The following is a 24,995-nucleotide window of genomic DNA, read 5'->3' as shown; positions in this document are numbered from 1 at the left end:
CTGACGGCGGACCGGACAGCGGTCCCTCGGCTCAGTGCCCCCGCAGCTCCGCGAGCACCGCGTCCGTGAACGGCGGCCAGGCCTCGATCGCCCAGGGCCCGAAGGGCCGGTCGGTGAGCGCCACGCACGCGGCCCGCGCGTCCGGGTCGATCCACAGGAACGTGCCGGACTGCCCGAAGTGCCCGAAGGTGCGCGGCGAGGAGGTGGCGCCCGTCCAGTGGGGGGACTTGCCGTCGCGGATCTCGAAGCCGAGGCCCCAGTCGTTCGGCCGCTGGTGCCCGTATCCGGGCAGGATCCCGGTCAGCCCGGGGTGCGTCACGCTCATCGCGTCCAGGACGGTCCGCGGGTCGAGCAGCCTCGGCGCCTGCACCTCGGCGGCGAACCGCACCAGGTCGTCCACGGTCGACACGCCGTCCTTGGCGGGGGAGCCCTCCAGGGACGTGGAGGTCATGGCGAGGGGCTCCAGGACCGCCTGGCGCAGGTACTCGGCGAAGGGGATGTCGGTCGCCTTGGCGACGTGGTCGCCGAGCGCCTCGAAGCCGGTGTTGGAGTAGATGCGGCGGGTGCCGGGCGCGGCCATGACCCGGTTCTCGTCGAAGGCCAGCCCCGAGGTGTGGGCGAGGAGGTGACGGACGGTCGCGCCCTCGGGCCCGGCCGGCTCGTCGAGGTCGATCGCCCCCTCCTCGTACGCGACGAGAACGGCGTACGCCGCGAGCGGCTTGGTGACCGAGGCGAGCGGGAACCGCTGCCCGGTGGGGCCGTGGGACCCGGCCAGGGTGCCGTCCGCGCGGACGACGGCGGCCGCCGCGGTGGGGACGGGCCAGTTCTCTATCGACGCCAGGCTCGGCACGCTGCTCTGCATGCGACCGAGCGTACTTGCTTCGAGTGCACTCCAACGTTTTAGCGTGGGGTCATGAGCGTGATGGCGAGCACGAGCACGAGCATGACCGCGAGCACGACGACAGGGGGCGCGACCGCCGGCACGACGGGCGGCGCGGGCCGCACCGGCGGGAGCGGCACGAGGGCGCACTACACGATCAGCGAGGTCGCCGCCCTGACCGGCCTCTCGGCGCACACCCTGCGCTGGTACGAGCGGATCGGTCTGATGCCGCACGTCGACCGCTCGCACACGGGCCAGCGCCGCTTCACGGACCGGGACCTGGGCTGGCTGGGCTTCGTCGGCAAGCTGCGGCTGACCGGGATGCCGGTCGCCGACATGGTGCGGTACGCCGAGCTGGTCCGCGAGGGCGACCACACCCGTGACGCCCGCCGGGAGCTCCTGGAGACGACAAGGCGCGACGTGCTCTCCCGGATCACCGAACTCCAGGACACCCTCGCCGTGCTCGACATCAAGATCAGCCATTACGGGACCGCATGCGGAGGCATTTCTTCATGACCAGCGCGACCAGGATCGACACCGTACGTCTCGGCGGCCAGGACGGGCCCGAGATCGGCGTCCAGGGCTTCGGGGCCATGGGCATCAGCGAGTTCTACGGCGACACCGACGAGGCGGCCGCCCGTGACACCCTCGACGCGGCCCTGGAGGCCGGCGTCACCCTGATCGACACCGCCGACCTCTACGGCAGCGGCGCCAACGAGGAGTTCCTCGCGCCCTTCCTCGCCGCCCACCGGGACGAGGTCGTCCTCGCCACCAAGTTCGCCATCGAGCGGCGCGCCGACGACCCGGCCTACCGGGCCGTCCGCAACGACCCCGCCTACATCAAGAAGGCCGCCGAGGCCAGCCTGCGCCGCCTCGGCATCGAGACCATCGACCTCTACTACATGCACCGCCGCGACCCCGAGGTCCCGTTCGCCGAGTCCGTCGGCGCGATGGCCGAACTCGTCAAGGAGGGCAAGGTCCGCCACCTCGGCCTCAGCGAGGTCACCGGGCCGGAACTGCGCGAGGCGCACGCCGTGCACCCGATCGCCGCCCTCCAGTCGGAGTGGTCGCTCTTCTCCCGGGACGTGGAGCGCAGCGCCGTCGGCGCCGCCGCCGAACTCGGCGTCACCTTCGTGCCGTACTCGCCGCTCGGCCGGGGCTTTCTCACCGGTACGTTCGCGGACGCCGCCAAGGAGTTGTCGGGCGGCGACTTCCGCCGGCACCAGCCCCGGTTCACCGGCGAGAACGCGGAGCGGAACGCCGCCCTGCTCGACCCGATCCGCGCCATAGCCGCCGCGCACGACGCGACCCCGGCGCAGATCGCCCTCGCCTGGGTCCACCAGCGGGCCTCCGTCCACGGCCTGACGGTCGTCCCCGTCCCGGGCACCCGCAAGCGCTCCCGCCTGGAACAGAACGCGGCCGCCACCCGCATCACCCTCACCGCGTCCGAACTCGCCGCCCTGGAACCGATCGCCGCCCAGGTGGCGGGCGACCGCTACCCGGACATGCGGTTCACGTCGGCGGCGCGCGAGGTCGGAGACGCGCCCGGGACACCTGCGCCGGATGCTTCGTGACGGCTGCGGGGTAACGGGCATGTGCAGTAGGTAATGTGCGAAGAAGTCCCCTTCCCGTGCGCGCGGGAAGGGGATGACGCGTTGATCGCCCCCCGCCTCCCGTGACACAGTGTTCCCGCTTTCGTCATGCGAACGCCTTTGCGCGCGGGGGGATTTCAGATTATGGCTGTCACGGTGCCGGACTGGGCGGACACGCTGCTGGACCTGGTGGGGGTGAACTGGCCGAACGTCGACGAGGACGCCTACCGGGAGATGGCGGACGCGCTCCGGGAGTTCGCGGACGACCTCGCCGACGACGGCCAGCTCGCCAACAACCAGATGGAGCGCCTGCTGTCGTCCGGGCACGGCGAGGCGATCGACGCGCTGAACGCGCACTGGGGCAAGGTCAAGGGCAAACACCTCAAGGACACGGTGTCCGCGGCCCGGACCATCGCGGGTGCCCTGGACATGGCGGCAGGCGCGATCGAGGCCATGAAGTGGAAGGCGGTCGCCGAGCTCGGGATCCTGGCCGGCCAGACCGGACTCGCCATGGCGCTGATCCCGGTAACCGGTGGCCTGTCCGCACTGCTCGGCGCGGGGGCGATCGCGCTCACCAAGAAGCAGTTGCTGAAGCTCATCACGAACGCCATGCAGGAGGCGGTCGGGCACATCGTGTCGGTCATGACCGAGCCGGCCGTCGCCGCCCTTGAGGGCATGGCGGCCGACCTCGTCGTCCAGGTGGGCATGGACGCCCTGGGCGTGCAGGACGGTGTGAACCTCGACCAGACGAAGCAGGCCGGCAAGGACGGCTTCGACGGGGGCGTGCAGAGCGCCAGGGACGGCCTGAACCTCGCCTCCGCCGGCGGTAGCGGCAGCGGGGGCAAGGGCAAGGGCAAGGGCTTCCACATCGAACACGACGAGCACGATCAGGCCAGTACCCGGCTGAACGGCGTGAGCGTCGGCATCCACGGCAAGACCTCCGGCAGGCTGACCAAGGCGAAGACGGCCCAGGGCCGCAACAAGGGCAGGGACGACATCGCCGACGCCCTGGATCCGGTCATCGAGAAGGCCATGGGCGCGCTGACGAAGTCCGCCAAGACCATCGGCGACCACATCGGCGAGACCCTGCCCAAGGCCGTCAAGCAGATCTCGACCACCCACAAGAACAACGACGACGACATCCGCGTGCGCCTCGCCCGCCAGCGCAAGGACGACGCGGGCGACGGCAGGGGCGGCGCGGGCGGAACCGGCGGCAAGCCGCCGACAGGCACGGGCGGCGGAAAGCCCCCGACCGGCGGCGGCAACAACAACGGCGGATCCGGCAACGGGCCCCGCGGCAACCCCCTCACCCCCCAGCCCGGCTGGCACGGCCAGACCGGAAAGGGCATGAAGAACCACCGCAGGGACGCGCTGGACGTCAAGCACCTCAGCCCGGAGGAGCAACGGAAGCTGCTCGTCGACGAGGCCGACAAGCTGGCGAACGACGCCAAGAACCAGCCGCCCAGCAACCCCTACCCGGAGGGCAAGCACCGGCTGAAGACCGCCTGCGCCGGGACGCTCCTCCACGACGGCGTCCTGTCCTCCCACACGAGCAACACCGGCCTCGGCGACTCCCAGATGTCCACCCACCCGGCCCTGAAACAGATCCTGGACCAGGTGGAGAGGGACCTGAAGGCGGCCGACCAGAACCCGGGCAACGGCCACGGGAAATGCGCGGAGGTCGCCCTGGTGTCGGACCGGCTGCACCAGCTGGACCCCGACGGGACCAAAATAGTCTCCGGCGACGACGTCCAGCAGGCCATGAAGGGGTCGCTCGTGTACTCCGTGCAGATCGGGGACCTGCGACCCGGTGAGGGCCAGCTGTTCCACGGCGACTACAAGCCGCCGTGCCGGTCCTGTTCGAAGATGCTGCCGCTGGCCGGCGTCATCGCGCACCACTGAGAGAGAGCAAGGCATGCCGAGAATGACAGCGGAGCAGGTCGAGGCCGCCCTGACCGAGGCGGGCTGGTCCCGCGGACGCGACATCGGCGCGGAGCTGCCCGGACTCCTGCGGGTCGTGACGGAACGCTTCGCCGAGGAGGGGCACCCCGTCGAGCCGTTCGGGGCGGCCGAGGACTTCGTGCGCGAGTTCGGCGGGCTGCGCCTGGTCGTTCCCGGGGACCCGCCGGACGCCGTCGGCTTCACCCCGCACTGGATCTACGAGGAGAGCGGCGAGGACGTGGCCGAGCTCGCCGAGAACCTGGGCCGGAGACTGTTCCCGGTCGGATACGAGGAGTTCGACGGCGCGATGATCCTCATCGACGACACCGGGCGCTTCTTCCTCATGCACCACACCGGTCCCTATTTCCTCGGAGCGAACACCCACGAGGCCGTCAGCTGCCTGCTCCGCGGCCCCCAGCAGGAAGCGAGGCAGTACTTTGTCTGACGTCATCCCGGGCACGGCCGCCTCCCTGCTGGTCCAGGGGACCATCACCACCCAGACCAACCTGACCGGCGAGGGCGAGCCGCGCCTCCACCCCGCCGTCCAGGAGTTCTTCGACGCGCTCCCGACGCGCCTGCGCGAACCGTTCCTCGGCCACTGCGCCGAATCCGCGCTCATCTCCGACCAGCTGTACGCCCTCGACGCGCAGCGCGCGGACGGCGGGACGACCACGCTCCCCGACGCCCTGCCGCACTTCGCGAACGCGGCCCTCGTCTCCCGGAAGATCCGGCCCCAGGGCGACCCCGAGCACGGCACACCGGCCCGTCTCTGCCGAAGCTGCACCGCCCTTGTCGAGGCGCTGGGCATCACCGTCGTCCAGGGCGCCTGACCGCGGCCATGACCCCTGACCACCTGACCGAGCGCGCGGGGGCGCCCGACCGTGACGCCGAGCGCGGCGGGACCTCTGATCACGGGTCCGTGTCCGGGTCCGGCGTGACGCCCGACCACGAAGCTGAGCCCGCCGGGGTGCTTGACCGTGACGCCGGGCGTGCCGGGACCTCTGTTCACGGGTCCGTGTCCGGGTCCGGCGTGACGCCCGACCACCGGCCCCCGTCCGTCAAGGTGCCCGCCCCGGCCGGCCCGCCGGAGGGCCGGGACGCCGGAGACGCCGCGATGCTCGCGCTCCTCACCACCGCCGGCCTGGGCCCCTGGGCGCTTTTTCCCGCCGCCGAGCGCGCGGCCCGGGAGTTCCACGGGCTGCGCCTCGAACCCGCCGCCCACGGCGGCCGTGAGGTCGCGGCGACCGGTTGCGTCGTCGACCCCCGGGAGGCCCGCTACTCGGGCCCGTCCCTGCACCGGCTCGCCGGAACGCTCGGCACCCGTCTCTTCCCCCTGGGCCGCACCGACGCCGACGCGACACTCGCCGTGGACGAGGAGGGCCGGCTGTTCTCCCTGGACGTCGGGGGCGCCTGGCTCCTCGCCGACAGCGTGCGGGCCGGGCTGACCGCGCTGACCGAGGGCCTGCGCCCCGTACGCCTGCGAGCGCGGTCGTGGCAGTGGCCGCTGGACGCGACACGGGCCGACCTGGCCGGCGGCGTCCGGGCGGCACTGGTCGCCGTCTACGTCCTGCACACCCACGAGGTGTTCGACGCCCGAAGGCTCCGGCTGCGCGCCACCACCCTCCGGGGGATCGGCGTGACAGTCCTTGACCAGGTCTTCCGCCTGAGCCCCGGTCGCCTGGAGGCCAGCGCGCAACCCCTGGTCACGGCGATGGAGAGCCACCTGTCCGCTCTGTCGCAGCGAGCCCACTCCTGCGAACTGGTGCTGTCGGTACCGCCGCCGGCCGGCACGCGGGCGCCCCTGGCCGAGCTGGCCTGCGAGGTCACGGTGGGCGGTTCGGCGGGCTTCGCCCTGTCCCTCTCGGCGGGCGCGGGCGCCTCCGTGGGATCCCCGGCCGCCCTCGTGGAGCGGTGCGTGGCCGCCTTCGACGCCTGGGCGCCCACCACCTGACCGCCATGGCCGAGGCACGCCTTCTCGTCCGGACCCGTCGCGGGACGCCCGCGCCCCCGTCCGGTCCGGACGGGGCGCACGCCCCCGCCCCGGCCGCCCCCCTCACCCCAGCCCCAGCGCGAAGACCGCGAAGCCCGCCGCGAGCAGTCCCGCCAGGGTGCGGCGGGCGGGGCCGGTGGTCGTCCAGGGGGATTCGAAGGACCGGGCGTACCGGCCGATCAGGACGAGCAGGCCGGCGAAGACCGGCATCCACGCCAGCCGGGCGAGGATCCAGCCGACCGAGTCCGGCGCGCCGACCAGGCCCGGCACCTCCCCGAGGTACGAGGCGGGGATCGCGGCGGTCAGCATCGCCGTCTGGTGCCAGCACAGGATCGTCATCGCGGACAGGTTGATCACCACGACCGGGGCCCACAGCGCGGGCCGCTTCAACAGACCGCCGAGCCGCTCCCGGAGCAGGATCGCCGCACCGCTCTGCGCGGCGGCGAGGGCGAGGACGAGCAGCGACGGCGGGTGCGAGTTGGTGCGGGCCTCGCCGGGCACGCCGACCATCGACGCCGGGTAGCCGAAGACGAGCAGGAGTGCGGCGAACAGCGCCGCCCCGCCGACCAGCAGCCCCCACGCGTGCCGCCGCGTGACCCGTCCCTCGCCCCAGGAGACGCCGAGCTGGTACGCGAAGAGCCACCCGGGCATGATGTTCAGGAGGCTCAGCCAGGACGGCACGGCGTCCGCGTACGGCCCGTACCGCAGGAAGTCGACCACGGCGACCGAACCCAGCAGCGGAGCCGCGGCCCAGACCCCGAAGCGGCGGGTCGCCCGCACGCACAGCGGGGTGAGCGCCGTGACGACCGTGTACACCCCGACGAACCACAGCGGCTGGATCACCAGCGTCGACGCCGTCCGCAGGGTGTCCACCGGCACCCCGAGGCCGAAGTGGAGCAGCGGCAGGAGCGCCGCCCACACGGCCGTGACCCCGAGGACCGGGCGGCCGAGCCGGGCGAGGCGGCCCTTCAGCCACGCACCCGTGGAGCCCTCCCACCGCCGGTACGACAGGACCGAGGCGTAACCGCCGACGAGGAAGAAGATGCCCAGCATCTGGAGGACCCAGCTGACCGGGGCGAGACCGGCGAAGGCGCCCAGCGGGCTCGCGTTGTGCAGGGCGCCGTCGGCGGAGAGCGTGAAGCCGCCGAGCAGCCAGTGCCCGGTGGGCACGGCGAGCAGGGCCAGGGCGCGCAGCCCGTCGATCGCCCGGTCGCGGTGGGTCGGCGTGCCCGCCTCGATCTTCTCGATGAGCCTGTTCATCGGACGTCTCCCTCGGCGATCGCGGCGAACGTACGGAGCGAGGTGGTGCCGGGCGCGAAGTAGCCGCCGTGGCCGGTGGAGTCATCGGCCGGGATCCGACGGGCCCCGAAGGCCGGGTCGGACGGGTCGGCGCCGTGCCCGAGCCCCGCGAACTCGACGTTCGGGACGCGGTCGATCCAGTCGGTGGGGTCCTTCGCGGCCCAGACGCGGGCGGAGGTGTCGAGTTCGGCCACGTTCTCGGCGCGCATCCCGGGGGAGCCGAGGACGACCAGGTCCTTCGCCTTCAGTTCGTGGGCGGCGAGGCCGCAGACCACGGAGCCGTAGCTGTGGCAGAACAGGGAGGGTTCGGCCGCCCCCACGGCCGCGAGGCCGGCGACGAAGCGGGTGAGCCGGTCCGCCCCGGCTTCGGCGAGCCGACCGGTGGCCGCGTCGAGGCCGACGCCGACGGGGGTCGTGTACCCGGCCCAGGCGACGACCGCCGTCCGGTCACCGGTCGCCCGGCGCAGCGCGGTCGCCATGTCGGCGAGGGGCCGTACGCGGCCCGCGTCGATGTCGGAGCCGGGCACGATCACGGCCACGTGCTCGGCCCGCGCCAGGTCCCCGTACACCAGGGCGACCTGACCCCGGCCGCGCGGATCGTGCGCCAGGACTCGTGCCCCGCCGAACTCCCCCCGGGTGGAGCGGGCGTTGGCCTCGTACCGCAGCTCCAGCGGCGCCCCGTCGAGGTTCCCGACGACCCCGGGGTGGGTGCGGGCCAGTTCCCTTTTTCGTACGGGGTCGAGTCCCGCGAAGTACCGCGCGATCTCGGCCGGGCTCATCCGCTCCGGGTCCGGCAGCCCCGCAGCCCGCCACCCCGCCGTCCCGACCGGCGCACCGGTGACGGCCTCCTGGGCGTCCCCGGACGCCCAGCCGGCCGTCCCGGCGATCACGGTGGCCACCAGGGCCACGGTGGTCAGGGTCCTCGCAAAGCGGCGCATGGGGTCGCCCTCCCTCTCCGGTTCTCGCTCGTTCGTCGGCGAGAGGAAGGTAGGAAGACGACGGGTGTCGGCACGTCACACCGGGGAGCCAACCGTGGGCTGATACCCGGGTAGGGGGTGGAGGAGCGGGCAACACCCGGGTGGGGGTGGGGTTTTCCCCCGGGGGACGGCCGGGGGGCTGGTATCTCAGTCCCCGGACGCGTACCTCAGTCCCAGGGCGCGTACCGGAACGTCAGGACGTGCCCGGGGTCACCAGTCCCGACTCGTACGCGAAGACCACCGCCTGCGCCCGGTCGCGCAGGTCCAGCTTGGCGAGGACCCGGCCGATGTGGGTCTTCACCGTCTGTTCGGCGAGGACGAGGTGGTCCGCGATCTCCTGGTTCGACAGGCCCCGGGCGATGAGTTCGAGGACCTCCGTCTCGCGCGGGGTGAGTCCGTTCAGGCGCAGCGCCGTGGTGTCCCGGCGCGGTGCCGGCCGGGACGCGGCGAAGTCGGCGATGAGCCGTCGGGTCACGGACGGCGCGAGCAGGGCCTCGCCCGCCGCCACCACCCGTACCGCCGCGATCAGATCGGCCGGCGGCGCGTCCTTCAGGAGGAAGCCGGAGGCACCCGCGCGCAGCGCCTCGTACACGTAGTCGTCCACGTCGAAGGTGGTCAGCATCAGCACCTTGGGCCGGTGCGTGACGCCCGTCGGCGGGTGCAGGATCTCCCGGGCGGCTGCGAGCCCGTCCAGCTCCGGCATCCGTACGTCCATCAGCACGACGTCCGGGTGGGTCGACCGTGCCACGTCCACGCCCTGCCGCCCGTCCGGCGCCTCGCCCACCACGTCGATGTCGGGCTGGGCGGAGAGGAGCGCGGCGAAACCGGCCCGCACCATGGCCTGGTCGTCGACGATGATCACGCGGATGGTCACTCGGGGTCCTCGGCGGTCGGAGGCGGCGTCGCCGCGGGCGGGTCGGGGGTCGACGGGTCCGGAGTCAGCGGCCCCGGGTGCAGCGGGTCCGGGGTCAGCGGGCCCGGGGGCACCGGGTCCGGGGTCAGCGGCAGGCGGGCGGCGACCCGGAAGCCGCCGTCCGGCAGCGGCCCGGTGTCGAGCGTGCCGCCCGTCAACCGTACGCGCTCCCGCATGCCCACGAGCCCGTGCCCGGTACCGGACGCGCCCCGCTCCACCGAGGAACCGGGCTCCACGGACGGGCCGTTGACGACGAGGACCGTCAGCCATCCCCCGTCGGCCCGCACCGACACCCGGGTGGACGCCCCGGGGGCGTGCCGGACGACATTGGCCAGGGCCTCCTGCACGATGCGGTACGCGGACAGGTCCACCGCCTGCGGTACGTCCCCGAGGTCGGCGGCGAGCCGCAGCTCCGCCGGCACCCCGGCCCGTACCGTCGCCTCCACCAGCTGCTGGACCCGGTCGAGACCCGGCTGCGGGGCCCGCTCGCCCTCGCTCCCGTCGCTGCGCAGCACGGACAGGAGCCGTCGCATCTCGGCCAGCGACTCGCGGGCGCTCGCCGCGATCGAGGTGAACTCCTCGCGGGCCGCGTCCGGAAGCTCAGGGATGCGGTACGGGGCCGAGTCGGCCTGCACGGTGATCACGGACATGTGGTGGGCCACCACGTCGTGCAGCTCGCGCGCGATCCTGGCCCGCTCCTCGAGGAGGGTGCGGCGGGCCCGCTCGGCCTCGCTGATGGTCTCCTGCTCCACCAGGCGCCGCTGCACGTCGCCACGCGCGCGTACCGCCGAGGTGAGGAGCAGCAGGACACCGCTCAGGACGAGCAGCAGGGTGTGGACGCTGGTGTACCCGGCCGGCCGGAACGCCTCCAGGACGTACCCGGCCGCGCCCGTCGCCAGCCAGACCCCGAACAGGGCCCGGCGGGACTCGCGGAGACCGAGGGCGATCATCAGCGCGCAGTAGCCGACCACGGCGGGCGGGGTCCAGGGCCAGAGGTGGGCGCGGGGGCCGTCCGACGCGAGCAGGACGAGCGCGCCGAGCACGTCGGCGGCGAAGATGATCCACCAGGCCTGGAGGGGGCGGGCGACGGCGAGGATCAGCGGCGCGGTCTGGGCGGTGCCGATGGCCCCCGCGAGCGCGCCGTTGACGCCGTAGTCCCCGGTGAGGAGGTGGACGGTGGTGGGGAGCAGTGAGGCGACGAGGGCGACGGCGACGGCGTACGGCAGCGCCCGCACCCAGCGCGAGGAGGCGTCGGCGAGGAGCGGCGCCCCGGGCGCGGCCGGGGTGGTGAGCGCGGTGCCGAGCCCGTGGAACATCTCGCGTGTCCGGGCGCTGAGCCCTCGGAGGGTGGGCGGCTCGTGCCGCGGTTCGGTAGCCATGACCCGCCCAGCGTAGGCAGGGCACCCGGCCCCCGGCGTCATACCGGGGACCGGGCTCCGGCCTGATACCCGGGTATGACGCGGCGGGTGCGGGGGTCTAGAGCTCCGCCAGGAGTTCCGCCTTCTTCGCCGAGAACTCCTCGTCCGTCACCAGGCCCGCCTGGTGCAGTTCACCCAGGTGCCGAATCCTTTCAGCAACGGCCCCCGGGGCGGCGACACGGGCGGGGACGCGGTCCGTGGTCCGGATCGCGGCCAGGACCGCCGCCGCGAAGGGGAGCGACAGGTGCACCGGCCCGTAGCCGAGGCCGAAGACGACGGAGGCGGGATCCAGGTCCGGCTGCGGGGCCCGGGGTTCGCCGCCCCGGGGCAGCAGGCGCAGGTGCCCGTCGAGGACCTCGGGCGAGCGCCACTCGACCCCGCAGAGGTCCCGCACCTGGAACGTCTGGTCGCCCGCCTTCCACTTCTCGGAGGACGCCCCCGTCCAGGACCAGCGGAACGCGACCTCCCCGTGTCCGTCGAAGCTGGCCTTCCCGTCGTACGCCTTGAACGACTGCGGACCCGCGGGCGGCGCCACCAGGAAACGGTCGGTCGGCGTCATGTCCACGATGTCCGGGGCGTCCGGGACGGAGTCCGGGGCGTCCCCGACGTCCGGAGCGTCCGGGAGGTGCGAGGCACCCGTGATGCCGGTCGCGGCGCCGGCGACCTCCGCGGCGCCGGTGACCCCCACGGCACCGGCGACGTCCGCGGGACCCGTGACGTCCGCAGCACCCGCGACCCCCGCGGCGCCCCACGCGCTCGCCGGTCTACGCGCGAGCACCGTCCGCAGTTCGTCCCGGTAGTACTCGGCCAGCGTCTCCCGGTCCGCCGGCAGCACCAGGCGGTACGGATCGCAGTGCTCCGCGAGCTGCCCCGCGGCCGCCTCCATCAGGGGATCGGCACCCGGCCTCGGCACGGCGTGCAGCACGACGGTGCCCCGCTTGCCCGGCGTGAGCGTCACGGACGCCAGCGCCTCGTGCGGTATGCGGCGTTCGCGCAGCACGCTGAAGAGCCTCGGCGTGCGGTTCCCCCGGTCGAAGCGGATGACGAGGGCGTCGCTCTCGAACTCCCAGGTGGCTTGATTTCCGGCCAGCACATCACCCATACGCCTCATCGTAAGCGGCGCGTGCCCGCGCGTCGCCCCTGTGAAAGGTCCCGAAATTACGGGATCTACGCGCGTCAGCGCCCTTCCGCACCGGATATTCCGTCGTGGCAGGCACCGTCGGCACGTGCGCACACCAGGTTCCGGTAGGCGCCGACGCCTATCGCGGCGAAGTTGCCGAGACTGTCGGTTCCCGGCTCGAAATAGCCGCTGTGGCCGATCGCCCGGCGCGCCGACAGGAGCCGGGCGCCGAACTCCGGGGCCACCGGGTCGGCGCCGTGCCCGATGCCGGCGACCTCCATGTGGGGCACGTCCGCGATCCAGTCGTCGGCGTCCCGCATGGCCCATACGCGCGCGTGGGTGGCGAGTTCGGCCGCCCGGCCCACCCGCATGCCGGGGCTTCCGGCCACGGCCACATCCGTCACCCGGTCGGGCAGCCGGGGCGCGGCGACCCCGCAGAGCACGGAGCCGTAGCTGTGGCAGAACAGCGCCACGCGCGCGTCGCCGGGCAGGGCCTCGGTCAGCCTCACGAGCCGCGCGGCGCCCACCTCTGCGAGCCGGCCGGTCATCGCGTCGACGCCGACCCCGGCGGGCGCGGTGTAGTCGGCCCAGGCGATCACCGCGGTGCGGGTGCCGGGCGCCGACCGCCGCTCGGCGTCGTGGAGGGCCTCGGCCATGCCGACGGGGGCCGCGTACCGGCCGTGGGTCTTCTGGAAGGTGAGGAGGGTGGTGTCGACGCCGGGCACGATCACGGAGACGCGCCGGGCCCGCTCCAGATCCCCGAGGACCTCGGCGGCCCGCCCCGCGCCGGTCGGGTCGAAGGACAGGATCTGGCGGCCGGGCCGCATCAGTGAGGTGAAGCGGTCGAACCGGCGCCGCGCCTCGTGCCGTCCCTCGGAGGACAGCCGGGTGTCGTCGACCCTGCCCCGCTCGGCGGCGAGCGCGTGGCCGAGGGAGACACGGTTGGCGCGGTAGCGCAGGGCGACCGGGACGCCGTCGAGGTTGCCGACGACGAGCGGGTGCCGGTCGGCGAGCCGGGCCGCGCGCGCGTGGCCGAGGCCGGCGAAGAACGCGGCGACGGTACGGGAGGGGCTGCCGGGTCCGGGCAGCGGGCGGTGGTCGATCCGGTCCCGCGCCCAGGCGGCGAGGGCGGCCTCGCGGGACGGGCCGGGTGCGGGGCGGTGCCGGGTCGTGGTCCACCCGGTGGTCGCGAGGAGCACGAACACGACGGCGAGCGCGAGGAGGGCGCGCACGACGGCCAGGGTGGGCGAGGCGGCTTCGGCTGAGGTCACGGGCCGCCACCCTACGGGGCGCGGGTGAACCCGCGCGGGTCCGGTCCTACGGAGCGCTGCCCGGCCCTCGTGTCCCCGCGGTCCTGCGGAGCGCTGTCCCCTGCCCCGTGTCCCCGCGGCCCTACGGAGCGCTGCCCGGGCCCGCGTCCCCGCGCTCCCGCCAGCTGGGGGTGAGGGCCGGGCCGAGGTGGTCGAGGTACTTCTCCGTGAGGTCGCGGATGGCCTCCAGGCTCTGGTCCGTGCCCCGGCCCCACAGCTGGCCCGTCACCCGCATCACGCCGCTGAACGCCGCCACCGCGATCCGGGGACGCGGGTCCTCGTTCAGGTCGAGACCCTCACGGCCGGCGATGATCCGGGCGATGGTCTCCTCCATCTCGTTGGAGCGCCGCAGATGGACGGCGAGCAGCGCGGGCGTCGACTCGATCATCTGGAGGCTGCGCAGATACAGCTCGACCGGTACGACCTCGGTGATGGCGTCGCCGATGGTGTCCCAGGCGCAGAGCACCGCGTTGCGCATCGCGTCGAACGGACCCTCGGCCGGCGGACGCTGTCCGAGGGCCACGACGAAGCGCTCCTCCACCATGTGCTGGACGGCGAAGGCGACCTCCTCCTTGGAGGAGAAGTACCGGAAGAACGTGCGCTGGGACACCTCGACGGCGTCGACGATCTCGTCGACGGTGGTCCGCTCGTACCCCTGGGCGGTGAAGAGCTCGAGGGCCACCCGGGTCAGCGCGTCGCGCGTGCGTTGCTTCTTCCGCTCGCGCAGGCCGGGCAGGGTCACGTCAGGGTCCTCTTTTCAGGCATTTCGTCCAGCTCAGCGTACCTGTGAGCTACGTGACAGTTACTGGCTCATGAATCGCTTTGTCAATTGTCAGTGACTGTCACTAGCCTCGTTCGCATGAATAGTCAGACCACCGTGGAAAAGGCCCCGCAGGGTCAGGGGGGCGTCCGGGAACCCGTTCCGGGCCCGGCGAAGGGACTGCGCGGCCACCCCTGGCTGACCCTCTTCGGCGTGGCCGTGGGCGTGATGATGGTCGCCCTCGACGGCACCATCGTCGCCATCGCCAACCCCGCCATCAAGAACGACCTCGGCGCCTCCCTCGCCCAGGTCCAGTGGATCACCAACGGCTACCTGCTGGCGCTCGCCGTCGCCCTGATCACCGCCGGCAAGCTCGGCGACCGCTTCGGCCACCGGCAGACCTTCCTCATCGGCATCGCCGGCTTCGCGGCCGCCTCCGCCGCGATCGGCCTCTCCCACAGCATCGGGGCCGTGATCGCCTTCCGCGTCCTGCAGGGCCTCTTCGGCGCCCTGCTGATGCCGGCCGCGCTCGGCCTGCTGCGCGCCACCTTCCCCGCCGAGAAGCTGAACATGGCCATCGGCATCTGGGGCATGGTCATCGGCGCCTCCACGGCGGGCGGCCCGATCGTCGGCGGCCTGCTCGTCGAGCACGTCAGCTGGCAGTCCGTCTTCTTCATCAACGTGCCGGTCGGCGTCGTCGCGCTCGGCCTCGGCCTGGTCATCCTCAAGGACCACCGGGCCGAGAACGCCCCGCGCTCCTTCGACGTCCTCGGCATCCTGCTGCTCTCCGGCGCCATGGCCTCCCTCGTCTGGGGCCTGATCAAGGCCGGCGAGTCCTGGGGCTGGACCGGCGGCAAGACCTGGGGCTGTCTGCTCGGCGCGGTGCTCCTCTTCGCGGTCTTCGCCTTCTGGGAGACCAAGGTCAAGGAGCCGCTGATCCCGCTGGCCATGTTCCGCTCCGTGCCGCTCTCGGCCGGCGTGGTGCTCATGGTGCTCATGGCCTTCGCCTTCATGGGCGGTCTGTTCTTCGTGACCTTCTACCTCCAAGGCGTGAAGGGGCTCAGCCCGGTCGACAGCGGTCTGCGCCTGCTGCCGCTGACCGCGATGATGATCGTCTCCTCGCCGCTCGCGGGCGCCCTGATCACCAAGTTCGGCCCCCGGGTGCCGCTGGTCGGCGGCATGGTCTGCACGGCCGTCGCGATGTTCGGCATGATCACGCTCTCGTCCGGCACCGGCACGCTCGTCATGTCCCTCTGGTTCGCGCTGCTCGGCCTCGGGCTCGCCCCGGTCATGGTCGGCGCCACCGAGGTCATCGTCGGCAACGCGCCGCTGGAGCTCTCCGGCGTGGCCGGCGGTCTGCAGCAGGCCGCGATGCAGGTCGGCGGCGCGCTGGGCACGGCCGTGCTCGGCGCCGTCATGTCGTCGAAGGTCGCGGGCGCCTTCGAGGAGAACTGGAAGGCGGCCGGCATTCCCGCCCCGGTGAACCCGCAGCTCGAGCAGGCCGCCGAGTTCGGCATGGCCCCGGCGGAGCTGGCGAAGGCCCCCGGGATGACCCCCGACGTCCTCCAGCAGATCACCGGCGTCATCCACGACACCTTCCTGGACGGCATGGGCCTGGCCTTTACCGTCGCCGGTGGCGTCGCCGTCGTCGCGGCCCTCGTCGCCACGCTCACCAAGCGCGGCGAGAACGCGGAGGCGGGCGGCATGGGCGGTCACATCTGACGTCCGTCGGGGTTCCCGTAGGGGGCCGTCACCCGTTCGCGTGAACGGGGGCGGCCCCTCTTCCGTCGAGGGGCGGCCTCCGCCATTCTCGTGATTACAGAGAGTGACGAAACGGGGGTTCCTCAGTATGTATACGAAGACCGCTCTCACCCTCGCGGTGATGCTCACCGCCCTCCTGGTGGCTCCGGCGACGGCCGCGCCGTCCGGGGCCGCGCGCGCCCATACGGCGGCGGCCCCGTCCGGGACCGTCCTCGGAGCCTGTGGACCCGGCCGGCTCTGCCTCTGGCCCAAGTCCGACTTCAGGGGCCGGGCGCGGACGCACGAGCTGGCCACGACCGACATCGACAGCTGCGTCGCCCTGCCACCGGGCACCTCGGCACACTCCCTCGCCAACCGCACCGGCCGCCCGGTCACCACGTACCAGTCGGCCGAGTGCGCCGAGACGGGAGAGTTCGAGACCTACCCGGGCCGGGGGACATGGGTGCCGCAGACGCCCTACGAGGTCAGAGCGTTCAAGCTGTGGGAGCGCTAGGGGAGGGCTCGTCGATCACGCCGGGCCCGCCGATCACGTCGATCACGCAAGGCTCGCCGGGACGCCCGCCGGGCGCGGGGACGTCCGGCGGGCCGGCAGGTGCGGGCACCCCGGCCGGGGCCGAGAGCCGCGACACCTCGGCGCGCAGCGCGCGGACCTCCTGGGTCAGCGTCTCCAGAAGCTCGGTCTGACGGCGCTCCGCCGCGTCGTCCCGCTCGAAGCGGGAGATGAACCAGGCCGCGATGTTCGCGGTGACGACACCCAGCAGGGCGATGCCCGACAGCATCAGTCCCACCGCGAGCACCCGGCCGAGACCCGTGGTGGGAGCGTGGTCGCCGTAGCCGACCGTGGTCATCGTGGTGAACGACCACCAGACCGCGTCCCCGAGGGTCTTGATGTTGCCCTCCGGGGCGTCCCGCTCGACGTGCAGCACGGCCAGCGAGCCGAACATCATCAGCCCGACGACCGCGCCCGCCACATAGGTGGTGAGCGTTATCTGCGGGGCCATCCGGGCCCGCCGGCCCACGAGGAGGAGCGTGGACACGACCCGCAGCAGCCGCAGCGGCTGCACCATCGGCAGCAGGACCGCGAGCAGATCCAGGGGGTGGGAGCGGACGAAGGCCCAGCGGGCCGGGGCGAGCGCGAACCGGACCAGGTAGTCGACGGCGAAGGCCGCCCAGACCGCCCACTCGACATGGGTGCACAGCCGGTGCACCCAGGGCGCGGCGCCCGGAGCCACGATCGGCACGGCGTAGGCGACGCCGAACGCCACGGCGAGCACGAGCAGCGGCGCCTGTGTGCGTTCTTCCCAGCGATCCTTCATGCGGGGAATCGTAGAGAACGCCGAAGGGCGGCGGGACCAGGGTCCCACCGCCCTCACCAGGAGCTTCCGTGCTAGGCCGTGTCCGGAAAGTAGCGCCGTCCGCCCGCGAGCCGGGCGGGACGGTCCGGACACGGCCTAGGGGCTCAGGCGTCGCCGCCCGCGGGGCCCGGGTCGGCGGCGGCCACGTCGAGCAGCTGGTAGCGGTCCACGGCCTGCTTGAGGACCGACCGCTCGACCTTGCCCTCCCGGGCCAGCTCGGTCAGCACCGCCAGCACGATCGACGGGGCGTCGATGTGGAAGTAGCGACGGGCCGCGCCGCGCGTGTCCGCGAAACCGAAGCCGTCGGCGCCCAGCGAGCTGTACGTGCCCGGCACCCAGCGGGAGATCTGGTCCGGCACCGCCCGCATCCAGTCCGAGACCGCCACGAACGGGCCCTCGGAGCCCTGGAGCTTGCGCGTCACGTACGGGACGCGCTGCTCCTCGTCCGGGTGGAGCATGTTGTGCTCCTCGACGGCCACGGCCTCGCGGCGCAGCTCGGTCCAGGAGGTGGCGGACCAGACGTCGGCCCGTACGTTCCACTCGTCGGCGAGGATCCGCTGCGCCTCGATCGCCCACGGCACGGCGACACCGGAGGCCATGATCTGCGCCGGGATCGCGCCCGCGTCGGCCGGCCGGAAGCGGTGGATGCCCTGGAGGATGCCCTCCACGTCCACGTTCTCGGGCTCGGCCGGGTGCTGGATCGGCTCGTTGTAGACGGAGAGGTAGTAGAAGACGTCCTCTGCCTCGGGGCCGTACATGCGGCGCAGACCGTCCTTGACGATGTGCGCGATCTCGAAGCCGAACGCCGGGTCGTAGGCGACGCAGGCCGGGTTGGTCGAGGCGAGGAGGTGCGAGTGACCGTCCGCGTGCTGGAGGCCCTCACCGGTCAGCGTCGTCCGGCCGGCGGTGGCGCCCAGGACGAAGCCGCGGGCCAGCTGGTCGGCCATCTGCCAGAACTGGTCGCCGGTCCGCTGGAAACCGAACATCGAGTAGAAGACGTACACCGGGATCAGCGGCTCGCCGTGCGTGGCGTAGGCGGAACCGGCGGCGATCAGCGAGGCCGTGCAGCCGGCCTCGGAGATGCCGTCGTGCAGCATCTGGCCGGTCGGCGACTCCTTGTAGGCGAGGAGGAGTTCGCGGTCCACCGCCTCGTACTGCTGGCCGAGCGGGTTGTAGATCTTGGCGCTCGGGAAGAAGGCGTCCATGCCGAAGGTGCGGTACTCGTCGGGGGCGATCAGCACGAAGCGCTTGCCGATCTCCTTGTCCCGCATGAGGTCCTTCAGGATGCGGACGAAGGCCATCGTGGTGGCGATCGACTGCTGGCCGGAGCCCTTCTTGGCCGCCGCGTAGGCCTGGTCCTCGGGGAGGGTCAGCGGCTTCGCCCGTACGACCCGGGTGGGGACGTACCCGCCCAGCGCGCTGCGGCGGTCGTGCATGTACTGGATCTCCTCGGAGTCCCGCCCCGGGTGGTAGTACGGCGGCAGGCCGTCCTCCAACTGCCGGTCGGTCACCGGGATGTGCAGCCGGTCGCGGAAGCGCTTGAGGTCGTCGACCGTCAGCTTCTTCATCTGGTGGGTCGCGTTGCGGCCCTCGAAGTTCGGGCCGAGCGTCCAGCCCTTGACGGTCTGCGCGAGGATCACGGTCGGCTGGCCCGCGTGGGCCTTGGCCGCCGCGTAGGCCGCGTAGATCTTCTTGTGGTCGTGGCCGCCGCGGCCCAGGTGCAGGATCTGCTGGTCCGACATGCCCTCGACCATCGCCCGCAGCCGGTGGTCGTCGCCGAAGAAGTGGTCCCGGATGTAGCCGCCGGTCTCCGTGGCGTACGTCTGGAACTGACCGTCCGGGGTGGTGTTGAACTTGTTGACCAGGATGCCGTCGCGGTCCTGCGCGAGCAGCGGGTCCCAGGAGCGGTCCCAGATCAGCTTGATGACGTTCCAGCCGTTGCCCCGGAAGATCGACTCCAGCTCCTGGATGATCTTGCCGTTGCCGCGCACCGGGCCGTCGAGCCGCTGGAGGTTGCAGTTGACGACGAACGTCAGGTTGTCGAGGCCCTCGCGGGCGGCGATGGACAGCTGGCCGACCGACTCGACCTCGTCCATCTCGCCGTCGCCGAGGAAAGCCCACACGTGCGACTTGGAGGTGTCGGCGATGCCGCGCGCCTCCATGTAGCGGTTCATCCGGGCCTGGTAGATCGCGCCGAGGGGGCCGAGGCCCATCGACACGGTCGGGAACTCCCAGAAGTCCGGCATCAGCCGCGGGTGCGGGTACGAGGACAGCCCGTTCGGGAACTTCGACCTCTCCTGGCGGAAGCCGTCGAGCTGGGTGTCACTCAGTCGGTCCAGGAGGTACGCGCGGGCGTAGATGCCGGGGGAGGCGTGCCCCTGGAAGAAGATCTGGTCGCCGCCGTCGCCCTCGTCCTTGCCGCGGAAGAAGTGGTTGAAGCCGACGTCGTACAGCGAGGCCGAGGAGGCGAAGGTCGCGATGTGGCCACCGACGCCGATGCCGGGACGCTGGGCGCGCGACACCATCACGGCCGCGTTCCACCGGGTGGCGTTGAGGACCTTGCGCTCGATCTCCTCGTTGCCGGGGAAGAACGGCTCGTCCTTGGTGGCGATCGTGTTGACGTAGTCCGAGCTGCGCATCTCCGGCACGGCCACGCGCTTCTCGCGGGCGCGTTCGATGAGACGGAGCATGAGGTAGCGGGCCCGCTCACGGCCCCGCTCGTCGACGGCGGCGTCGAGGGAGTCGAGCCATTCCTGGGTCTCTTCCGGGTCGAAATCCGGGACCTGACTGGGAAGGCCGCCAATGATGATCGGGTTGCGATCGGATCCGGGAGCCACGCTCTTCCTTCGCTGTCGGTGGTGCCCACGGGGCCACGGAGTGGTCGGGATGTCCATCGTGTACCCCGCCGACGCCAGGCGTCACATTTACCGAGGGGTAACCCCCAGGGGGTGTCTCCGGTGTCGTTCAGCACGTCTGGGGTGCGCTCAAATCGCAACCTTACGCCCAACTCGCGCATGCGTTTCGTCCGGGCGTTCGGCAGACTGAAACCGCAGAAGTCAGTAAACCGGGATGAATCATGTGTGCCTGATCACGGAGCGGGGTCCCACGGCGCCGGAAGTTGGGGCGAGACGGCCCCAAACGTCACCGTTTCGGCGGTCTCCACGGCCGGGTACTTGCGCGATCCACCCCGGCACGTGTGGACTACGGCCAGCGCCGCGCGCATACGCGCGGCCCAAGCATTTACCGAATGAGCAGGAGGCAAGCCGTGAGCGCGACCGCGGACCACGCGGAGGAGCGGACCAACCCGGCCGGAAGGCTGGGGTTCGAGCCCGGACAGGTGGTCCAGGAGATCGGCTACGACGACGACGTCGACCAGGATCTCCGTGAAGGCATCGAGTCCATCATCGGGGCCGATCTCGTGGACGAGGACTACGACGACGTCGCTGACGCCGTCGTGCTCTGGTTCCGCGACGAGGACGGCGATCTCACCGACGCCCTGGTGGACGCCATCGGTCTTCTGGAGGACGGCGGCACCATCTGGCTGCTGACGCCGAAGACCGGCCGCGACGGCTACATCGAGCCGAGCGACATCAACGATGCCGCGCAGACAGCTGGTCTCTCCCAGACCAAGAGCATCAGCGTCGCCAAGGACTGGACGGGCACCCGCCTGACGGCCCCCAAGCGCTGATCACCACGCTGCGACGAGCCCCCGCCGGTACGCCGGCGGGGGCTTTCGTGCACAGGCCGTAGGCTGGGGTTCACCGATACGGCCCAAGGGCGGGGCCCGGCGAAGGGATGCGTGCGCGATGGCGATCGAGGTCGGCACCAGGGCTCCGGACTTCGAGCTCAAGGACAACCACGGACGCACCGTGAAGCTGTCCGACTTCCGCGGCGAGAAGAACGTGGTGCTGCTCTTCTACCCGTTCGCCTTCACCGGCGTCTGCGCCGGTGAGCTCGGCGAGCTGCGCGACAACCTCGCGACGTTCGTCAACGACGACACCCAGCTCCTCGCCGTCTCCAACGACTCCATCCACACCCTGCGCGTCTTCGCCGAGCAGGAGTCCCTGGACTACCCGCTGCTCTCCGACTTCTGGCCGCACGGCGAGGCCTCCCGCGCGTACGGCGTGTTCGACGAGGAGAAGGGGTGCGCGGTGCGCGGCACCTTCATCGTCGACAAGGCCGGCGTCGTCCGCTGGACCGTCGTCAACGCCCTGCCGGACGCCCGTGACCTCGGCGCGTACGTCAAGGCGCTCGACGCTCTCTGAGCCGCCACCCGGCCCACATCTCCGCGTGCGACGGACGACATCTCCGATTCGCGGGGCGAATCGACTGTTTCGACCGGGAACCCGTCACTAGGATCCAGTCGTTGATCCGAATGCCAACGCACGACCGGGGGCGCTGCCCCTGAAAACCTATGGAGGGACTCGTGGGAGTCAGCCTCAGCAAGGGCGGCAACGTCTCGCTGACCAAGGAGGCCCCTGGCCTCACCGCCGTGACCGTCGGTCTGGGCTGGGACGTCCGCACCACCACCGGTACGGACTTCGACCTCGACGCCAGCGCCATCCTGGTGACGGACGAGGGCAAGGTCCGCAACGAAGGGGACTTCGTCTTCTTCAACAACCTCAAGAGCGCCGACGGCTCCGTCGAGCACACCGGTGACAACCTGACCGGCGAGGGCGAGGGTGACGACGAGCAGGTCAAGGTCAGCCTGGCCACCGTCCCGGCCGAAGTCACCAAGATCGTCTTCCCGGTCTCGATCTACGACGCCGAGAACCGCCAGCAGTCCTTCGGCCAGGTGCGCAACGCGTTCATCCGCGTCGTGAACCAGACCGGCGGCACCGAGATCGCCCGGTACGACCTCTCCGAGGACGCGTCCACCGAGACCGCCATGGTCTTCGGCGAGCTGTACCGCCACGGCGCCGAGTGGAAGTTCCGCGCCGTCGGCCAGGGCTACGCCTCCGGCCTGCGCGGCATCGCGCAGGACTTCGGCGTCAACGTCTGAGCCGAACCGCTCGAACCGTCCGGCGCCGCACCTCTCGTGCGGCGCCGGACGTGCCTCATCATCACCGGGGAGGAACCGAATCATGGGCGTCACGCTCGCCAAGGGAGGCAATGTCTCCCTGTCCAAGGCCGCACCCAACCTGACCAAGGTCCTCGTCGGGCTCGGCTGGGACGCGCGCTCCACCACCGGAGCCCCCTTCGACCTCGACGCCAGCGCCCTGCTGTGCCAGGAAGGAAGGGTCCTCGGGGACGAGTACTTCGTCTTCTACAACCAGCTCCGCAGCCCCGAGGGCTCCGTCGAACACACGGGGGACAACCTCACCGGCGAGGGTGACGGGGACGACGAGTCCCTCATCGTGGACCTCTCCCAGGTGCCGGCCCGCTGCGACAAGATCGTCTTCCCGGTGTCGATCCATGACGCCGACAACCGCGGCCAGAGCTTCGGCCAGGTCAGCAACGCGTTCATCCGTGTGGTGAATCAGCTGGACGGGCAGGAACTCGCCCGGTACGACCTCTCCGAGGACGCCTCCACCGAGACCGCGATGATCTTCGGCGAGCTCTACCGGTACAACGGCGAATGGAAGTTCCGCGCGGTCGGTCAGGGGTACGCGTCGGGGCTCCGGGGCATCGCTCTAGACTTCGGGGTCAACGTTTCGTAAAGCCAAGCAGTTTCACGATGGGGTAGAGAGTGGTTCTGAAAACCTTCGGCTGGTCGTTCGCCATCACGGCGCTCGGCCTGGCCTTCGCCGCTTGGCAGTGGGGGTGGGAGGCGTTCGGGGTCGTTCTGATCCTGTCGATCCTCGAGATCTCGCTGTCCTTCGACAACGCGGTTGTCAACGCCGGAATCCTGAAGAAGATGAATGCCTTCTGGCAGAAGATCTTCCTCACGATCGGCATCCTTATCGCGGTCTTCGGTATGCGGCTGGTCTTCCCCGTCGCGATCGTCGCCATCAGCGCCAAGGTCGGCCCGATCGAGGCCGTCGAACTGGCCCTGGACGATCCCGAGCGGTACGAGGCCCTGGTCACGGACGCCCACCCGGCGATCGCCGCCTTCGGTGGCATGTTCCTGCTCATGATCTTCCTCGACTTCATCTTCGAGGACCGTGACATCAAGTGGCTCGGCTGGCTGGAGCGCCCGCTGGCCAAGCTCGGCAAGGTCGACATGCTGTCGGTCTGCGTCGCGCTCATCGCGCTGCTCGTCACGGCGATGACCTTCGCGACCCACGCGCACACCAGTACCGGCCACGCGGACAAGTCGGGGACCGTGCTGCTCGCCGGCGTCGCCGGCCTGATCACGTACCTCATCGTCGGCGGTCTCTCCGGCTTCTTCGAGAACAAGCTGGAGGAAGAGGAGGAGCGCGAGCACGAGGAGGAGGAGAAGGCCAAGGCCGAGGGCAAGCCCGTCTCCGCGGTCGGCCTCGCCGGCAAGGCCGCGTTCTTCCTGTTCCTGTACCTGGAAGTGCTCGACGCCTCGTTCTCCTTCGACGGTGTCATCGGCGCCTTCGCCATCACCAACCACATCTTCTGGATGGCGCTCGGCCTCGGCATCGGCGCCATGTACGTCCGTTCGCTCACGGTCTACCTGGTCCGCGAGGGCACCCTCGACGACTACGTGTACCTGGAGCACGGCGCGCACTACGCCATCGGCGCGCTCGCCGTCATCCTGCTCGTCACCGTCCAGCACGAGATCAGCGAACTCATCACCGGCTCCATCGGTGTCATCCTGATCGCCTTCTCCTTCTGGTCCTCCGTCCGCCGCAACAAGGCGCTCGCGGCGGCCGAGGGCGGGTCCGGTTCCTCCGGGGACAAGACCGAGGTGTCGTCCGGGGTGTGACACCCCCGACGACGAGGAACGCTTCACTGCGGGGCGGCCGGTGCACCCGGCCGCCCCGCAGGCATGTGCGGTGGTGACGACCAGTGGGGGGTGAAGGCGCATGGCCTTCTGGGACAACCTGTTTCCGGGCAGGACCGCGCAGTTCGACTCCGGCAGCGCCGCGTCGAACTCGATCGACCTGACGCGACGGCGCCCGTCCGTCTCGCTCAGCAAGCAGGGCGCCGCCACCGGCAACCTGCGGGTGAACCTCTCGTGGCGGATGCGGACCTCCGACATCGAGGGCCGCTCCCGCCAGAGCGGACGGCTCCTGCGCAACCCGGCCCTGCTCTTCAAGCCCGAGGTCGTCCAGGCGCACACGCAGGGCATGGTCAACGTCGACCTGGACCTGGGCTGCCTGTACGAGCTCAAGGACGGCAGCAAGGGCGTGGTGCAGCCGCTCGGCGGCTTCTTCGGCGACCTGAACACCGCGCCGTACGTGAAGCTCAGCGGCGACGACCGCTTCGGCGGGTCCTCCGGGGAGACCATCTTCGTCAACCTGGACCAGAAGGACGAGATCAAGCGGCTGCTGTTCTTCGTGTACATCTACGACCAGACGCCTGCCTTCGACCGTACGCACGCCAAGATCACGCTCTATCCGAGCAACGGCCCCCGGATCGAGATCGAACTCGACGAGCGCGCCCCGCAGGCCCGCTCCTGCGCGGTGTTCTCCGTGGACAACACCAAGGGCGAGCTCACGGTCCGCCGCGAGGTGCGCTTCGTCTACGGCTTCCAGGCCGAATTGGACCGGCTGTACGGCTGGGGTCTCCAGTGGGGCCGCGGCTACAAGACCAAGGCGTAGCCCTTG

23 protein-coding genes and 1 pseudogene are annotated in these 24,995 nt (G+C 71.6%); 14 read left to right on the top strand and 10 right to left on the bottom strand.

Going from position 1 to position 24,995, the window contains the following annotated elements; genetic code table 11:
* Positions 1–31 precede the first annotated feature (31 nt).
* A complete protein-coding gene (locus AMK29_RS02890; RefSeq protein ID WP_073807011.1) occupies positions 32–862 on the bottom strand; it encodes a serine hydrolase domain-containing protein in 831 nt (276 codons plus the stop codon).
* Between the two features lie 51 nt (positions 863–913).
* Between AMK29_RS02890 and AMK29_RS02885 the strand changes: the two genes are divergently transcribed.
* The 6 genes and pseudogenes from AMK29_RS02885 to AMK29_RS02855 all read left to right on the top strand — a co-directional run bounded on the left by AMK29_RS02885 (position 914) and on the right by AMK29_RS02855 (position 6,364).
* Positions 914–1,396: a MerR family transcriptional regulator gene (locus tag AMK29_RS02885; RefSeq protein ID WP_079196723.1), complete on the top strand. Its 483-nt coding sequence runs from the start codon at positions 914–916 to the stop codon at positions 1,394–1,396.
* Complete coding sequence (locus AMK29_RS02880; RefSeq protein WP_073807010.1) at positions 1,393–2,454, top strand: aldo/keto reductase; 1,062 nt, start codon at positions 1,393–1,395, stop codon at positions 2,452–2,454. Before AMK29_RS02885 ends, AMK29_RS02880 begins: the two co-directional genes overlap by 4 nt.
* A 162-nt stretch (positions 2,455–2,616) precedes the next feature.
* A pseudogene (locus tag AMK29_RS37735) lies at positions 2,617–4,335 on the top strand (YwqJ-related putative deaminase); the annotation flags it as partial.
* A 52-nt stretch (positions 4,336–4,387) separates the two neighbouring features.
* Complete coding sequence (locus AMK29_RS02865) at positions 4,388–4,858, top strand: SUKH-3 domain-containing protein (protein WP_073807009.1); 471 nt, start codon at positions 4,388–4,390, stop codon at positions 4,856–4,858.
* Positions 4,851–5,243, top strand: coding sequence for a YwqJ-related putative deaminase (locus AMK29_RS02860; RefSeq protein WP_073807008.1), 393 nt, complete (start codon positions 4,851–4,853; stop codon positions 5,241–5,243). The genes AMK29_RS02865 and AMK29_RS02860 overlap by 8 nt, the downstream gene beginning before the upstream one ends.
* Before the next feature lie 200 nt (positions 5,244–5,443).
* Positions 5,444–6,364: an SUKH-3 domain-containing protein gene (locus AMK29_RS02855; protein WP_241845076.1), complete on the top strand. Its 921-nt coding sequence runs from the start codon at positions 5,444–5,446 to the stop codon at positions 6,362–6,364.
* Positions 6,365–6,466: 102 nt separating this feature from the next.
* On the opposite strand, the gene AMK29_RS02850 is transcribed toward AMK29_RS02855, so the two are convergent.
* From AMK29_RS02850 to AMK29_RS02820, 7 genes are all read right to left on the bottom strand, one after another.
* Positions 6,467–7,663, bottom strand: a complete 1,197-nt coding sequence (locus tag AMK29_RS02850; protein WP_073807006.1) for an acyltransferase family protein — start codon at positions 7,661–7,663, stop codon at positions 6,467–6,469.
* Positions 7,660–8,640 (bottom strand): alpha/beta hydrolase, encoded by a 981-nt coding sequence (locus AMK29_RS02845; protein ID WP_073807005.1) that lies wholly within the window; start codon positions 8,638–8,640, stop codon positions 7,660–7,662. Before AMK29_RS02845 ends, AMK29_RS02850 begins: the two co-directional genes overlap by 4 nt.
* A gap of 232 nt (positions 8,641–8,872) precedes the next feature.
* Positions 8,873–9,553 carry a response regulator gene (locus tag AMK29_RS02840; protein WP_073807004.1) on the bottom strand — a complete coding sequence of 227 codons (681 nt, stop codon included), beginning with the start codon at positions 9,551–9,553 and terminating at the stop codon, positions 8,873–8,875.
* Positions 9,550–10,971: a sensor histidine kinase gene (locus tag AMK29_RS02835; protein WP_107422506.1), complete on the bottom strand. Its 1,422-nt coding sequence runs from the start codon at positions 10,969–10,971 to the stop codon at positions 9,550–9,552. Before AMK29_RS02835 ends, AMK29_RS02840 begins: the two co-directional genes overlap by 4 nt.
* Positions 10,972–11,068: 97 nt before the next feature.
* Positions 11,069–12,112, bottom strand: a complete 1,044-nt coding sequence (locus AMK29_RS02830) for a DUF4429 domain-containing protein (protein WP_241845075.1) — start codon at positions 12,110–12,112, stop codon at positions 11,069–11,071.
* Between the two features lie 74 nt (positions 12,113–12,186).
* On the bottom strand, positions 12,187–13,401 hold the full coding sequence (locus tag AMK29_RS02825; protein ID WP_073807002.1) for an alpha/beta hydrolase: 1,215 nt from the start codon (positions 13,399–13,401) through the stop codon (positions 12,187–12,189).
* Between the two features lie 121 nt (positions 13,402–13,522).
* Positions 13,523–14,182: a TetR/AcrR family transcriptional regulator gene (locus AMK29_RS02820; protein WP_073807001.1), complete on the bottom strand. Its 660-nt coding sequence runs from the start codon at positions 14,180–14,182 to the stop codon at positions 13,523–13,525.
* Between the two features lie 246 nt (positions 14,183–14,428).
* On the opposite strand from AMK29_RS02820, the gene AMK29_RS02815 reads away from it, so the two are divergent.
* Together AMK29_RS02815 and AMK29_RS02810 are read left to right on the top strand one after the other, a co-directional pair.
* Positions 14,429–15,922: an MFS transporter gene (locus tag AMK29_RS02815; RefSeq protein ID WP_374421159.1), complete on the top strand. Its 1,494-nt coding sequence runs from the start codon at positions 14,429–14,431 to the stop codon at positions 15,920–15,922.
* Positions 15,923–16,049: 127 nt separating this feature from the next.
* The gene (locus AMK29_RS02810; RefSeq protein ID WP_073806999.1) at positions 16,050–16,454 is read left to right on the top strand and encodes a peptidase inhibitor family I36 protein; all 405 of its coding nucleotides are present in this window, start codon (positions 16,050–16,052) and stop codon (positions 16,452–16,454) included.
* On the opposite strand, the gene AMK29_RS02805 is transcribed toward AMK29_RS02810, so the two are convergent.
* Both AMK29_RS02805 and aceE read right to left on the bottom strand, forming a co-directional pair.
* On the bottom strand, positions 16,435–17,277 hold the full coding sequence (locus tag AMK29_RS02805) for a potassium channel family protein (RefSeq protein ID WP_073806998.1): 843 nt from the start codon (positions 17,275–17,277) through the stop codon (positions 16,435–16,437). The two genes, AMK29_RS02810 and AMK29_RS02805, sit on opposite strands and share 20 nt — an antisense overlap.
* Before the next feature lie 143 nt (positions 17,278–17,420).
* Entirely contained in the window at positions 17,421–20,153 is a 2,733-nt protein-coding gene (gene aceE, locus AMK29_RS02800) for a pyruvate dehydrogenase (acetyl-transferring), homodimeric type (RefSeq protein WP_073806997.1), read from the bottom strand.
* A gap of 428 nt (positions 20,154–20,581) precedes the next feature.
* On the opposite strand from aceE, the gene AMK29_RS02795 reads away from it, so the two are divergent.
* The 6 genes from AMK29_RS02795 to AMK29_RS02770 all read left to right on the top strand — a co-directional run bounded on the left by AMK29_RS02795 (position 20,582) and on the right by AMK29_RS02770 (position 24,989).
* On the top strand, positions 20,582–21,004 hold the full coding sequence (locus tag AMK29_RS02795; RefSeq protein WP_073806996.1) for a DUF3052 domain-containing protein: 423 nt from the start codon (positions 20,582–20,584) through the stop codon (positions 21,002–21,004).
* A gap of 118 nt (positions 21,005–21,122) precedes the next feature.
* Positions 21,123–21,581 carry a peroxiredoxin gene (locus tag AMK29_RS02790; protein ID WP_073806995.1) on the top strand — a complete coding sequence of 153 codons (459 nt, stop codon included), beginning with the start codon at positions 21,123–21,125 and terminating at the stop codon, positions 21,579–21,581.
* 161 nt (positions 21,582–21,742) lie between these two features.
* On the top strand, positions 21,743–22,318 hold the full coding sequence (locus AMK29_RS02785) for a TerD family protein (protein WP_073808224.1): 576 nt from the start codon (positions 21,743–21,745) through the stop codon (positions 22,316–22,318).
* Positions 22,319–22,400: 82 nt separating this feature from the next.
* Entirely contained in the window at positions 22,401–22,976 is a 576-nt protein-coding gene (locus tag AMK29_RS02780; protein ID WP_073806994.1) for a TerD family protein, read from the top strand.
* 29 nt (positions 22,977–23,005) lie between these two features.
* Entirely contained in the window at positions 23,006–24,151 is a 1,146-nt protein-coding gene (locus tag AMK29_RS02775; protein ID WP_073806993.1) for a DUF475 domain-containing protein, read from the top strand.
* A 100-nt stretch (positions 24,152–24,251) separates the two neighbouring features.
* A complete protein-coding gene (locus AMK29_RS02770) occupies positions 24,252–24,989 on the top strand; it encodes a TerD family protein (RefSeq protein ID WP_073806992.1) in 738 nt (245 codons plus the stop codon).
* Positions 24,990–24,995 lie beyond the last annotated feature (6 nt).

The sequence above is a fragment of the Streptomyces sp. CB02261 genome (genome assembly GCF_001905665.1).
In the GTDB taxonomy this organism is placed as follows: Bacteria; Actinomycetota; Actinomycetes; order Streptomycetales; family Streptomycetaceae; genus Streptomyces.
This window is presented reverse-complemented; position numbering and strand designations above follow the sequence as displayed.